General features: G+C 39.1%; 13 protein-coding genes. 7 read left to right on the plus strand and 6 right to left on the minus strand.

All coding sequences use genetic code 11. The annotated features are described in order from the left end of the window. Nucleotides 1–37: 37 nt before the first annotated feature. Nucleotides 38–2,050 (minus strand): biosynthetic arginine decarboxylase, encoded by a 2,013-nt coding sequence (gene speA / locus ACSQ6I_RS10435; protein ID WP_438890267.1) that lies wholly within the window; start codon nucleotides 2,048–2,050, stop codon nucleotides 38–40. A 264-nt stretch (nucleotides 2,051–2,314) separates the two neighbouring features. Here speA and ndk point away from each other — a divergent pair, with 264 nt between their 5' ends. Beyond that, entirely contained in the window at nucleotides 2,315–2,764 is a 450-nt protein-coding gene (ndk, locus tag ACSQ6I_RS10440; protein ID WP_015215012.1) for a nucleoside-diphosphate kinase, read from the plus strand. Nucleotides 2,765–2,916: 152 nt separating this feature from the next. On the opposite strand, the gene ACSQ6I_RS10445 is transcribed toward ndk, so the two are convergent. After that, nucleotides 2,917–3,639: a TerC family protein gene (locus ACSQ6I_RS10445; protein ID WP_438890268.1), complete on the minus strand. Its 723-nt coding sequence runs from the start codon at nucleotides 3,637–3,639 to the stop codon at nucleotides 2,917–2,919. Nucleotides 3,640–3,983: 344 nt separating this feature from the next. Between ACSQ6I_RS10445 and ACSQ6I_RS10450 the strand changes: the two genes are divergently transcribed. Continuing rightward, a complete protein-coding gene (locus ACSQ6I_RS10450) occupies nucleotides 3,984–4,418 on the plus strand; it encodes a hypothetical protein (protein ID WP_438890269.1) in 435 nt (144 codons plus the stop codon). 145 nt (nucleotides 4,419–4,563) lie between these two features. Here the strand turns inward: ACSQ6I_RS10450 and ACSQ6I_RS10455 are convergent, their stop codons facing one another. Together ACSQ6I_RS10455 and ACSQ6I_RS10460 are read right to left on the minus strand one after the other, a co-directional pair. Beyond that, nucleotides 4,564–4,983 (minus strand): hypothetical protein, encoded by a 420-nt coding sequence (locus ACSQ6I_RS10455; protein ID WP_438890270.1) that lies wholly within the window; start codon nucleotides 4,981–4,983, stop codon nucleotides 4,564–4,566. 68 nt (nucleotides 4,984–5,051) lie between these two features. Next, the gene (locus tag ACSQ6I_RS10460; protein WP_438890271.1) at nucleotides 5,052–5,744 is read right to left on the minus strand and encodes a hypothetical protein; all 693 of its coding nucleotides are present in this window, start codon (nucleotides 5,742–5,744) and stop codon (nucleotides 5,052–5,054) included. A 441-nt stretch (nucleotides 5,745–6,185) separates the two neighbouring features. Here ACSQ6I_RS10460 and acs point away from each other — a divergent pair, with 441 nt between their 5' ends. Beyond that, nucleotides 6,186–8,156: an acetate--CoA ligase gene (gene acs, locus ACSQ6I_RS10465; protein ID WP_438890272.1), complete on the plus strand. Its 1,971-nt coding sequence runs from the start codon at nucleotides 6,186–6,188 to the stop codon at nucleotides 8,154–8,156. An 88-nt stretch (nucleotides 8,157–8,244) separates the two neighbouring features. On the opposite strand, the gene ACSQ6I_RS10470 is transcribed toward acs, so the two are convergent. Together ACSQ6I_RS10470 and ACSQ6I_RS10475 are read right to left on the minus strand one after the other, a co-directional pair. Beyond that, nucleotides 8,245–8,523 (minus strand): hypothetical protein, encoded by a 279-nt coding sequence (locus tag ACSQ6I_RS10470; protein ID WP_438890273.1) that lies wholly within the window; start codon nucleotides 8,521–8,523, stop codon nucleotides 8,245–8,247. 8 nt (nucleotides 8,524–8,531) lie between these two features. Next, nucleotides 8,532–8,978 (minus strand): VOC family protein, encoded by a 447-nt coding sequence (locus tag ACSQ6I_RS10475; RefSeq protein WP_438890274.1) that lies wholly within the window; start codon nucleotides 8,976–8,978, stop codon nucleotides 8,532–8,534. A gap of 117 nt (nucleotides 8,979–9,095) precedes the next feature. On the opposite strand from ACSQ6I_RS10475, the gene ACSQ6I_RS10480 reads away from it, so the two are divergent. From ACSQ6I_RS10480 to ACSQ6I_RS10495, 4 genes are all read left to right on the plus strand, one after another. Then, nucleotides 9,096–9,557, plus strand: coding sequence for a hypothetical protein (locus ACSQ6I_RS10480; protein ID WP_438890275.1), 462 nt, complete (start codon nucleotides 9,096–9,098; stop codon nucleotides 9,555–9,557). A gap of 10 nt (nucleotides 9,558–9,567) precedes the next feature. Further along, nucleotides 9,568–11,787 (plus strand): Z1 domain-containing protein, encoded by a 2,220-nt coding sequence (locus ACSQ6I_RS10485; RefSeq protein ID WP_438890276.1) that lies wholly within the window; start codon nucleotides 9,568–9,570, stop codon nucleotides 11,785–11,787. 166 nt (nucleotides 11,788–11,953) lie between these two features. Continuing rightward, complete coding sequence (locus tag ACSQ6I_RS10490) at nucleotides 11,954–12,160, plus strand: type II toxin-antitoxin system Phd/YefM family antitoxin (protein WP_438890277.1); 207 nt, start codon at nucleotides 11,954–11,956, stop codon at nucleotides 12,158–12,160. After that, complete coding sequence (locus ACSQ6I_RS10495; protein WP_438890304.1) at nucleotides 12,144–12,554, plus strand: type II toxin-antitoxin system VapC family toxin; 411 nt, start codon at nucleotides 12,144–12,146, stop codon at nucleotides 12,552–12,554. Before ACSQ6I_RS10490 ends, ACSQ6I_RS10495 begins: the two co-directional genes overlap by 17 nt. Nucleotides 12,555–12,582 lie beyond the last annotated feature (28 nt).

Genomic DNA, 12,582 nt, shown 5'->3' on the forward strand with positions numbered 1-12,582 from the left:
AACTTCTTCCCAGTCCCCAATCCCCCAGTCCCCAGTCCTAACTGTTCAAGTAAGTGTATCTTCTGAGACTTTGCTCGTAAGTTTGTAGTAGTCGCTGAGACTCAGCTAGGGTAATACGATTTTCTTCTAAGGCTTTTTCACAACGCTGGCGGATGTTTTCCACCATATCCTCAGAGTCGTACTGTACGTAGCTAACTACTTCACTCATGGTATCACCCTTGACAACGTGTTCAATTTGGTAGCCTTTGGGTGTTAATTGGATATGAACGGCGTTAGTGTCACCAAAAAGATTATGTAAGTTGCCCATAATTTCTTGGTACGCTCCATTCAGGAACATTCCCAAATAATAGGGTTGTTCAGGTTTGAATTTATGCAATTCTAAAACTGATTTGACATCGCGCAGGTCAATAAAGCGGTCAATTTTACCATCACTATCACAGGTGAGGTCTGCTAAAATTCCCCGTTGTGTGGGTTCTTGATCTAGTTGATGTATGGGCATGATGGGAAATAGTTGATCAATTGCCCAACAATCGGGTGCTGATTGAAATACGGAAAGATTGATGTAGTAGATGGAAGCCATGATTTTCTCTAGGTCTTCCAATTCATCAGGTACGTATTCCTGCTGTCTGGTAATCTCCAGAATTTTTTGACAACAAGCCCAGTAGAGACGCTCGGCTTTAGCACGTTCTTTCAGGCGCAAAATTCCTAAGTTAAAGCGGCTGATGGCTTCCTCTTTAAATTGAGCAGCGTCGTGGTAAAACTCCTGATAGTTTTCTTGGTTGATGGATTGGTAGGTTTCCCAAAGGTAATTAATAATTGGTGATTCTCCCTCTTGTGGGGGATCTGGAAGTTCGAGGGGGACATCACTGGTACTGAGAACGTCAAAGATGAGGACTGATTGATGGGATGCGATCGCTCTTCCACTTTCACTAATCAGTGTAGGTACGGGTATTTTACTTTCAGAACAGGTATCTTTTAATTCGGCTACAATATCATTTGCATAGTTTTGCATATTGTAGTTTTTGGAGGCGTAGAAGTTGGTTTGAGAGCCATCGTAATCGACACCCAAGCCACCACCAACATCTAGATATTTCATATCTGCACCTAACATCGCCAATTCTACATAAATGCGACTGGCTTCTTGGATGGCATCTTTAATGACATTGATGGCGGAGATTTGTGAACCGATATGGAAGTGCAGCAACTGTAAAGAATCGAGTAACTCAGCTTCCCGTAACTTGTCAACTGCTTCCATAATTTCGGGAATAGTTAACCCAAATTTAGCGCGATCGCCTGTGGATGTTCCCCAACGTCCCATGCCTTGGGTGCTTAACTTAGCTCGTACTCCCAAAATTGGCTTAATTCCCAATTGCTTGTTAGCAGCAATTACCAAATCAACTTCTTCAATCTGTTCTATGACGATAATTGGTGTTTGTCCCAGCCTTTGGGATAACATTGCCGTTTCAATGTATTCTCGGTCTTTGTAGCCATTGCAAATTAACAATGATCCTGGTGTATCCAGTACAGCCAGAGCAATCATTAATTCTGGCTTAGAACCCGCTTCTAGACCGAATTGATGGGGTTTGCCAAAACGTACCAAATCTTCAATTAAGTGCCTTTCCTGGTTACATTTGACGGGAAACACACCACGATAAACACCGTTATAGTTATAACGAGCGATCGCTTTAGCAAAACAAGCATTTAACCGTTCAATTCGATCTTCCAAAATATCGGAAAAGCGAATTAACATGGGCAGCCCCAAATTACGTTGCTTTAATGAATTAACTAATTCAAACAAATCTAGCGAACCACCGCGATCGCCCTTGGGGGAAACTGTAACGTGTCCAGCCGCATTAATGGAAAAATAAGGCTTTCCCCAACCTTCAATTCGATAAAGGTCTTCGCTGTCCTCAATTTTCCAAGTACGAGGTAAATCGCTTGTCGTGGTAATAGGTGGTAGCAGCTTCTTGTGTTTGTGGTTTTTCAATTCAGATTTATGCCCGTTGGCAGGCATTTTGATAATCTCATCAGCGGTTGACTCGACACCCATTGATTCCTGACCTCTATTTTTCGCCCACGAGATAACAATTTAACAAATTAGGCAGGGAAGCGATATGTACCCAGTAATATTTTTTGGTTGGTAGTTCAGGAGGCAGGAGGCAGGAGTCAGGAGTCAGGAGGCAGGAGTCAGGAGTTAATACATTCTCCTCCCCAATCCTCAATCCCCAGATAATCTTCTGGGACTACTGGACAAAAAATCAAAGACGACTGACAATTAACGCATAAAAGCTTTATTAAGTTTTGGGAGATAGCTTTGGAACGCACATTTTTAGCAATTAAGCCTGATGGAGTCCAGCGCGGACTAGTGGGTGAAATTATCCGTCGCTTTGAAACTAAAGGCTTTACCCTCGTTGGCTTGAAGTTCCAGAAAGTCAGCCGGGAATTAGCTGAACAACACTATGATGTTCACCGGGAAAGACCATTTTTTCCAGGTTTAGTTGAATTTATCACTTCCGGGCCTGTTGTGGCGATGGTCTGGGAAGGTGATGGCGTTATCGCTTCTGCCAGAAAAATCATTGGTGCAACTAATCCCTTAAACTCAGAACCAGGAACGATTCGCGGCGATTTTGGCATTAATGTTGGCCGCAATTTGATCCACGGTTCTGATGCTCCAGAAACTGCACAAAAGGAAATTGCACTCTGGTTTAAGGATGAAGAATTAGTAACTTGGCAACCACACTCAACACCTTGGTTACATGAGTAATTAAGTACTGGGGAAGAGGAAAGGGAGCAGGGGTGCAGGGGAGGAATATTGATATTTCTTCTGACTCCTGAACTCCTTGCCCTGAGCGAAGCCGAAGGGCTGACTCCTAACTCCTAACTCCTGACTCCTGACTCCTGACTCCTGACTCCTGACTATTTCGATACTTCGCTTTTTTCTGGTTCTTCTGGGACTAATTCAATGATGGTGCGTTTGGAAAATCCCCAGGCTAAGATGATAGCGATCGCACTAATCATGATCCATTGGGGTGGCACTAAATTATCGTTGATGACTCTCAACAACAGACGTAAACCCACAAATGCTACGGTGATATAGCCGGCATCCTCTAAATTTTCATATTCATCTAACCAGCGAATAAATAACCCAGCCATGAATCGGAGTGCAACAATACCGATTGTGGTTCCTGTGATGATCAACCACCATTCTTGAGAAACTGCGATCGCTGTTGTCACACTATCCAAGGAAAACGCCAAATCGGTAAAAGCAATCACGGGTATAGCTTGCCACAGAGATTTAAAGCGTGGTCCGTGATGGTGATTGTCCTCATCTTCCTGTGATGTAAAGTGTTGGAATACTAGCCACAGTAAGTAAGCAGCTCCCAATAGTTCAAATTGCCAGAATTTTTGTACCCAAGTGGCAGTGAGTAGTAGGGTAATTCGTAGCACATAGGCAAATACTAAACCTATGTTTAGCGCCTGATTTTCCAGCTTTTTGTCTTCTAGTCCTTGTGCGATCGCAGCCAGTGCGATCGCATTATCCGCCGATAGCACAGCCTCTAAAAACACCAAGATTAAGAGGACTATAGAGGCTTCTATGCTGAAATGTAAGTTTAAGTAATTAAAAATTTGGTCTAGCATTCCAATTTCTCAGACAGTGAAAATCTCAATTAAGAGGATTTAGATATTTTTATGATCAAGAGTGCAAGAAATTGCTACTTTAGTCCAGTTTAACGTGTAGTTAGCGCATTTAATGACGACCCTTTTTGGGAATAAACCCTAAAGAATGTTATCATACCAGTATATTTGCGGTATTGGCAATCCTGACAAGCTGGCAGATATACAAATACTTAGGACAATTAAAATAAACTTTTACACAGAAAATGATTTATTGATATTGCATGGGTACTTAACTACAAACAGCATTTATGCAAAAATGGTGTTATTAACATCTAAGGTAAAACTAAACACTAAAGAAAAACAAGATGAAAATTAGTAACATTAGATTACGTCCTCAGCAATTACTCTTATCTCTGACGGTGGTATGTGGTATTTTGGGCATAATGAATACCGATACTGTATCTTCTCAAACTACTTCTGTAGACCGCATTTTAAGGGTTAAACCTAATTTCAGTACTACTTTTAAGCGGCGAGAAAACTGGTATAAACAATCGAAAGATATAACCAGTAATGAAGAAAAATGCTCAGTTAGACAAGGTACGAAATTTTTTGTTTCTGCCATCAGAAGACAAATTCAGAATGCACCAGCACGTCCTCAAGATAACACTGAGAAATTGAGTGATTATTGGGAAGTTACATTTGAACAACCACTCCCATGTCAACAGGATACAGACAATAATCCCACCTGGTTTGTCTATAAACAACACGTACAAGAACTAAGAACTGTTCTTGTTCCTTAGTGCTTAACCCTCTTGCATGACCTTGGGAGAGGGGTAATTTCACAAATTTTATGATCACTAGATCAAGAAAGATTTAAGCATTACCTACTTTGAGTAATGCTCATTTTTTAACGAATAAATTTGACTAAATATTTAATTTCCCGATTTACGAAAATCTATCAACTAGATTATTTGCTAAATCGAATAATTCTTGATGACAAATATCACCATTACTAATTAAAATATCCCGCACAGCACATAATTTTTCATCTCCTCTATAAATCCTCAAAGATTCTTCTAAATTTACAGCTAAATCAAACAGTGATTCATCTCTCAAATAATACCTAATTTTCACAGCTACATCATCATCACTAACTAAAAATTCTTTAATAGCATCAAATAAAGAATTAGAGATTTCATCATCTCCCCAAGTTTCTAGCCAATCTCCATCTACATCTTCAACATAAAGATGAACAAAATTTAGCCCGTTTTCTAGCCAGTCTTGCTGCATTCTGCGGGCTGCTGCTAAAATTTCAGCAAATTCATCTACTTGAGTAATGCTGTTCATTTCTTGTTGGTTAACCATAAATGCTGTTGTAAGCAGGTAAACAATGTAGGGCTAGGACTCAGATATTCGACATCAAAAAATCGACATCAGGAAAAATTGACATACTTCCCTTCAGCAAGATGATCACTGTTATACAGTGCCACATTGACTAACTGATTGATAAAATCATTTGAACCGGGATTGTAACTTAAGAACAATCCTCTTTCTATTTCCCACAATTGCAGTGCATTTTGCCACTTCTCATACTTTCGTCCATGAAACTCTTCACTAACACTGGTAACTTGAATACAAAGTGGTTTTTGTTGATGATTACTAATAATTAAATCTGTTGCCATAGAAAGGTCGGCAATATAGCGCTGCCAAAAACTACCTTCACGACGGACAACATCTTGAGCTATTAATTTAATAATATCACCATCCAACTGATTAAACTCTCCTGCCATTATTTTTTTCTTCCAAATATAAAATTTGGCATCTGTTGAGTTTATCCATCTAGGAAAGAGATAACTATACCAATATCTCTCATTTGGTGTCATTTGATCAAATTTTGCTTCTCGTGCTGCTTCAGAAGGTAATGATTGAATGATCAGCCAAATTGTAGAGTCCGTAATTACCTCTAGGAGGAAGGCAAGTACAAATGGTTTAGCCGTCAGGGAACCAGGCCGAATAAATTTCACCCAACGATTAATCTCATTTAGCCTTTTTGCTAACTGAGGATCTATCGTTGAGGCTTTATCGATCAGTGACTTTAGTTTCTCCTTAATTTCTTTTGCTTGCAAACTACGCCCTACTCTTCAGTGACTAACAATTTTGTTAAAATTTTATACCTTTTATGAGCAGTATCCAAAACATGGTTTAGTGTTAAAATCTAGTTTTAAAAAGAGATTCCATCAGCAATTTATTTTTTCCACAGTATTTTAATTAACAAACTTTGAAGATGTAAAAACCTGTTTTCTCACCAAGTTAATTGGTGTAAAATACCTATTAATTCAAGGATACACTGTTATTTTACCTTTTAGGAAGGTACAAGAAGTGTAATTTTTCATTTGCGAAATCACACTTAATATTTCCTTGAGGTTTAATCTGCTGTTGCACGTTATGGTTAGTTGAGATTGGTGTAATCTGGAGATTGCCAACCAGCTTAACGAAAAGCTAAACACTGACTGGCACAACTGCGCTAAAAATAGTTTTTAGTCACAATATTCTTTGCATACATCATTATGTCTCAACCGACTATAGAATCCATTTTACAAGAGAAGCGTCTATTTCATCCTCCAAGTGATTTTTCGCAACAAGCGAATATCAAAAGTTTAGAAGATTATGAACGTCTATATGATAGAGCTAAAGCTGATCCTCAGCAATTTTGGGCAGAATTGGCAGAAACCGAGTTACATTGGTTCCAAAAATGGAACAACGTACTAGATTGGCAACCTCCTTTTGCGAAGTGGTTTGTTGACGGTAAGATTAATATTTCTTACAACTGTCTTGACAGACATCTCACTACTTGGCGGAAAAATAAAGCGGCGTTGATTTGGGAAGGAGAACCGGGAGATTCCCGTACTCTTACTTATGCTCAATTACATCGGGAAGTTTGTCAATTTGCCAATGTCTTGAAGCAGTTAGGGGTGAAAAAAGGCGATCGCATCGGTATCTATATGCCCATGATACCAGAAGCGGCTATAGCCATGTTAGCCTGTGCCAGAATTGGCGCACCCCACAGCGTGGTTTTTGGGGGTTTTAGTGCCGAAGCTTTGCGCGATCGCTTGAATGATGCTGAAGCTAAACTAGTCATCACAGCCGATGGTGGTTGGCGTAAAGATGCGATCGTTCCCCTCAAAGAACAAGTAGACAAAGCCTTAGATAATGGCGTTGTTCCCAGTGTGACAGATGTGCTAGTGGTAAAGCGCACAGGCCAAAAAACACATATGGAAGCAGGGCGCGACCACTGGTGGCATGATTTACAAAAAGGTGTTTCCGCTGATTGTCCCGCTGAACCAATGGACAGCGAAGATATGCTGTTTGTTCTCTACACTTCTGGAAGTACCGGCAAACCGAAAGGGGTTGTGCATACAACGGGGGGATACAACTTATACACCCATATCACCACCAAATGGATTTTCGACCTCCAAGACACAGATGTATATTGGTGTACCGCTGATGTAGGTTGGATTACTGGACATAGCTATATTGTCTATGGACCCCTTTCCAACGGTGCAACCACTGTCATGTATGAAGGTGCGCCCCGTGCGTCTAATCCTGGTTGCTTCTGGGATGTCATTGAAAAATACGGCGTAACCACATTTTATACAGCACCGACAGCAATTCGGGCATTTATTAAAATGGGTGAACATTTACCCAATGCGCGGAATCTGTCTTCCTTGCGTTTACTGGGAACCGTTGGTGAACCAATTAACCCAGAAGCTTGGATGTGGTATCACAAAATCATTGGTGGTGAACGTTGTCCGATAGTTGATACTTGGTGGCAAACGGAAACAGGTGGTATAATGATTACACCTCTACCTGGTGCAATTCCCACTAAACCCGGTTCTGCAACTCGTCCTTTTCCTGGAATTATTGCCGATGTTGTTGATTTAGAAGGTAATACTGTCCCTGAAAATGAAGGTGGTTATTTAGCTGTTCGGCATCCGTGGCCGGGAATGATGCGGAATGTCTACGGTGATCCAGACCGTTTCCGTCGGACTTATTGGGAACATATTCCTCCCAAAGATGGTAATTATACGTACTTTGCTGGTGATGGTGCGAGAAAAGATGAGGACGGTTATTTCTGGGTCATGGGACGTGTTGATGATGTGCTGAATGTATCAGGACACCGCCTGGGGACAATGGAAGTAGAGTCTGCGTTAGTGTCTCATCCTGCGGTTGCAGAAGCTGCGGTGGTGGGTAAACCGGATGATTTGAAGGGTGAGGAAGTAGTGGCTTTTGTGACCTTAGAGGGGACTTATCAAGCCAGCGAAGAGTTGAGTAAGGAACTGAAGAAGCACGTTGTGAACGAAATTGGTGCGATCGCCCGTCCAAGTGAAATCAGGTTTACTGACGCTTTACCAAAAACGCGATCGGGTAAAATTATGCGGCGTTTGTTGCGAAATCTGGCTGCGGGTGAAGAGGTATCGGGAGACACTTCAACCTTAGAAGATCGCAGTGTTTTGGATAAATTACGAGAAGGAAATTAATTTAGAAAACCGTAGGGGCGGGGAGACCCCGCCCTCTTTTGATCATATTGCTGGAGATTAAATGACAATTTATCATCCCCAAATCTAATTACACTTGCTTAATCAAACTAACTTTTTTAGCAACACCATCCCAAACAATCCAATTAAATTTATTATCTAAATCATCAGCAGTGTTTGAAACTTTAAAATAAAACTTTTCTCCGCTTTTAAATTCCACAGCAAAATCAGCTTTTTGGGCATAAACAACAATAAAACCTCTATCACGTAAGCAATACATAGCCCAATTTTTCAATGATTGCTTATAGGGTTCGTGGGGAATTGGTGGGTTAGTAATTACGTCTTCAATGACCTTTAATATTTTTTCCATTCTCGCATTTAATGAGGATCACAACGAATTTCAATCATAAACCCATCAGGGTCATAAAAGTACACACCTCTACCTGTAGGACGGATAACTGGTCCGTGTGCAATAACTAAATTATTTTCCCTGATAACGGCCACAGCTTGATCAAATAATTCTGGATTTATATCAAACGCCAAATGATATGCTCTAGTAAAAGCCTTTTCTGGGTCAGAATCTGGTGGTGATAATTCCGGTTCTCCAAATAAATCAATAATCGTCCCGTCGGGAGTGACAAAATTCGCAACTTTACCAGCATTTACAAGTTCTATTAAAGTTGCAGGTACTTCCTCTCCAGTTAGTTCATGTAAACCCAAAATATGACCATAAAAATGGCGGGAAGCTTGCATATCACGGACATTTAAAGCGATATGATGAACTTTGCGTAAATAGCCTGTGGGAATAGTATTCTTAGCAATCATTTTTGATAATTGAGTATTTTTTAATATACTGTAACGCCAGCAAATGTCTAAATCTCAGTATTTTTGCGTTAATATGACGCTAGAGGGGGAAATTTTTTACTATGACTAGATATGATAATGATCAATGATCAGGAATTCCTTCATGGTGCTGCATTTTTACGACTTATTGATCATGGAGAACAGATAACAATCACTCACGCATCCTGGATACATCCATCAATTTATGTGGTTGATACTGAAAGCAGTAAGTCAGCCATTCTTTTTAAAGTTTCTAAGAAACCGAAATCTGCATGGTCTTTCACCTTAAGCAGTCAAGAAGAATCAGCATTAAATATTCTACCCAATAAATATGATGAGATTTCACTTTTTCTAGCCCTCATCTGTCATAAAGATGGTATCTGCTGCATACCCCAAAAACGCCTTTGGAGTGTATTGGACACAGAGACAGATATTGCTGGTCAGCATATATCTGTCTCTCGCAAACCACATGGTAGTTATCATGTCAGTGGACCCGGTAGACAGAAAATGGAACAAACAGTCCCTCAAAATGACTGGCCTCGTGTACTTTTTTCCAAATAGGATTAAACCAATGAGTAAGATAGATATTGCAACCGATGGATATTGTATAGATAAGTTTATTGAGAGAGTTAAAAATAAAATTGGCGATATAGCAGGAGAACAATTAAAACAAACTGCTGTTGAAGTGGTCCAGAATTGTGTTGATGTCTACTCCAAAATTTTCGGTTTTGGTGATGTTGGTGCTACAGGTACAGGTATTGTGAGTAAGTCTCATAAGGGCAAAATAGCGGATGGTACTACCGGATTAATCTATGGCAAAGTTCAAAGCGGTAAAACTAATACTACCATTGCTACATTGGCATTAGCTCAGGCTAATCATTTTCGTTGCTTTATTGTGTTGACTTCAGATAATACTTGGCTGGGTAAACAAACTGCTTATCGTTTTGCCAATCAACTTGATGACGGTGGTCCTGTTGTTTTTAATTGGGAAGATTGGAGAAGTGATCCAGAAGATTTTGGAAAAAATCAGGTACTTGAATATATCAACGATACTGGTGTTGTTTTAGTATCTACAAAAAATGTACGTCATTTAGATAATTTGTTGACAGTTCTTAAATCTTCTCGTGCTAGTAGTGTAGCTACTCTTATATTTGATGATGAAGCTGATAATGCTAGTCCAAATACCAACGAGGCTAAACAAGCTAAAAAAGGAAAAGATGTAGTTCCAGATAGTGCAGTTTTTGAGAAAATAGGCAAAATTAGGAAGGAAGTAGCTAATCATATCTATCTCCAGATTACTGCAACTCCTCAAAGCTTATTACTACAAAGTCTGGATGAACCTTGTAAACCAGTTTTCTGTGCTGCTCTCCCTCAACCTGGAAATAATTACATTGGAGGAGATTTATTTTTTGCAGATGATAGTAAATACTGCTGTACAAAAGTTGATCTAAAAGAACTAGATCAACTAAAAAAACAAGGTGGAAAGATAAATCCTGGGAATAATTGGGATATTCCTCCTGGACTTAGATTAGCTCTCTGCTGTTTCTTCTTAGGTTCAATATATAAAATAGAAACTGCAAATGATCCAGATGCGAAATACTCTTTTCTAGCCCATATAGACCATAAGCGTATCACTCATAGCACTTTAGAAAAAGTTATACGCAGTTTTGTTATAGAACTTGATAAGGCTATTAGAGGAAAAATATCTGTAGCTAAAAGAGAACAAGCTCTAAAATGGCTAAGTGAAGCGTATGAGGAATTAAGCTCTACAGCTACTCTACCACCATTAAATGATTTGGTAACGAAATTAGAGCATAAACTGAGAAATGCAATCCCAAAAGTTATTGATGCCAGCAATCCTGATAAAGAACCAAAGTACAATACTGGTATGAATATTCTCATTGGAGGTAATCGACTAGGACGTGGTGTAACTATTGAGGGATTAATGATTACTTATTATGGACGTGATGCGAAGCAAAAAACTATGGATACAGTACATCAACACGCAAGAATGTTTGGTTATCGTCAAGAATTATTAGATGTTACTCGCCTTTTCATTCCTCAACATATTTTAGAAGATTTCCGAGCAATTCATGAAGCCGATGAGGGTATGCGTCAAGCGATTGGTGACGATCCTAACAATATGAAGATAACACCAGTATGGGTGGGTTCAAAACTCAAACCTACCCGTTCTAATGTTTTAAATCCAGCAGCCATTAATGCGTTTACTCCAGGAAAAGCTATTTTCCCCCCTGATCCACTTTGGAAAGCTTTAGAAATTAAAAAGCATACAGAAATTTTAACCAAGCTTTTAGAACCTTATACTGATGATGATACGCTGCATGAAGTAGATATTGACCTTCTAATACAAATCCTTTCACATATGCCCAGTCGCCCATCTGGTAATTATCCCTGGGAAGATAAACGAGTTCAAGAGGTACTTAAGGCAATGAAGAATATGGCAGGTATTCAGCAGGGACGGTTAAATGTTCGTCGAGGAAAAGATACAAAAGGCAAGGGATTGAGATTAGTTAATAGACCAGCAAAAGATGGGTCAGGTACATGGCGAGGAACTTCTGGTTTTACTAGCCCTGATTGGGTAAATAAGGCGAAAAAACACTATCCAGATGTTCCAACACTTATTGTTATTTTGGAAGAAGGTAGAAAGGAAGATTATTGGGAAGGTCTACCGTTCTATCTTCCAACATTAGTTTTGCCTAAAAGTAAGTTTGTCTTCATGTTCAATTATTCATATGAATCTGAAGAAATTGACGATAGCCAATTAGAGTAATATTGAGCAAGTAATTGAAAACATAAAAACAGCAATTCAGCAAAATGGTGGGTTACGCTGTCACTAACCCACCCTACAAATTGGTTCGCATTTTGATGCTATTTGGGAATATGAAGTATACTAGAAATCACCTAAATTTTATTTTATTGATTCTAAGGTGATAATTATGCAGCAAATTACTATGGTTGAAGCATCTCAACATTTATTCGACCTAATTAAAGCAGCACTTAATGGTGAGGAAATTATTATCATGAAAGATAATCAATCTGCTGTAAAGTTAACACCTGTATTACCAGTTAAAATTCGTCCTAAATTTGGTAGTGCGAAGGGAATGGTAACAATATCCGATGATTTTGATGAACCTCTTGAATAGTTTAAGGATTATATGTAAGCAATTACTTGATACTCATACTCTCTTGTGGTTTACTATGGGTGATCCAAGAATCAACCCCAATTTGAGATTACAAATTGAAAATAATGATAATTTGTTGAGTATTGCCAGTATTTGGGAAATAGCAATCAAACATAGCATAAGTAAACTCAAATTAGCACTAGGTTTTGATGATTTTGTTGAACACCAAATAATTGACAATGGTATTATCATCAAGACAATTGAGCAAAAACATATTTCAGTTGTTGCCCAACTTCTTTTACATCATCGTGATCCGTTTGATAGGATACTGATTGCACAAGCAATAGTGGAAAATATACCCATAATAAGTGTTGACAACAAATTTGATGCTTATCCCATAAAGCGTTTATGGTGAATATTAACGCATCATTTTGATATCTCTG

The organism is Anabaena sp. WFMT, from assembly GCF_051781005.1.
Taxonomy (GTDB): domain Bacteria; phylum Cyanobacteriota; class Cyanobacteriia; order Cyanobacteriales; family Nostocaceae; genus Anabaena.

Bases quoted from the DNA above. Each gene is read 5' to 3' on its own strand.
- ACSQ6I_RS10445 (WP_438890268.1), bottom strand. From the start codon at position 3,639: ATGCTAGACCAAATTTTTAATTACTTAAACTTACATTTCAGCATAGAA.
- ACSQ6I_RS10490 (WP_438890277.1), top strand. From the start codon at position 11,954: ATGCAGCAAATTACTATGGTTGAAGCATCTCAACATTTATTCGACCTA.
- ACSQ6I_RS10470 (WP_438890273.1), bottom strand. From the start codon at position 8,523: ATGGAAAAAATATTAAAGGTCATTGAAGACGTAATTACTAACCCACCA.
- acs (WP_438890272.1), top strand. From the start codon at position 6,186: ATGTCTCAACCGACTATAGAATCCATTTTACAAGAGAAGCGTCTATTT.
- ACSQ6I_RS10480 (WP_438890275.1), top strand. From the start codon at position 9,096: ATGATCAATGATCAGGAATTCCTTCATGGTGCTGCATTTTTACGACTT.
- ACSQ6I_RS10485 (WP_438890276.1), top strand. From the start codon at position 9,568: ATGAGTAAGATAGATATTGCAACCGATGGATATTGTATAGATAAGTTT.
- ACSQ6I_RS10495 (WP_438890304.1), top strand. From the start codon at position 12,144: ATGAACCTCTTGAATAGTTTAAGGATTATATGTAAGCAATTACTTGAT.
- speA (WP_438890267.1), bottom strand. From the start codon at position 2,050: ATGGGTGTCGAGTCAACCGCTGATGAGATTATCAAAATGCCTGCCAAC.
- ACSQ6I_RS10475 (WP_438890274.1), bottom strand. From the start codon at position 8,978: ATGATTGCTAAGAATACTATTCCCACAGGCTATTTACGCAAAGTTCAT.
- ACSQ6I_RS10455 (WP_438890270.1), bottom strand. From the start codon at position 4,983: ATGGTTAACCAACAAGAAATGAACAGCATTACTCAAGTAGATGAATTT.
- ACSQ6I_RS10450 (WP_438890269.1), top strand. From the start codon at position 3,984: ATGAAAATTAGTAACATTAGATTACGTCCTCAGCAATTACTCTTATCT.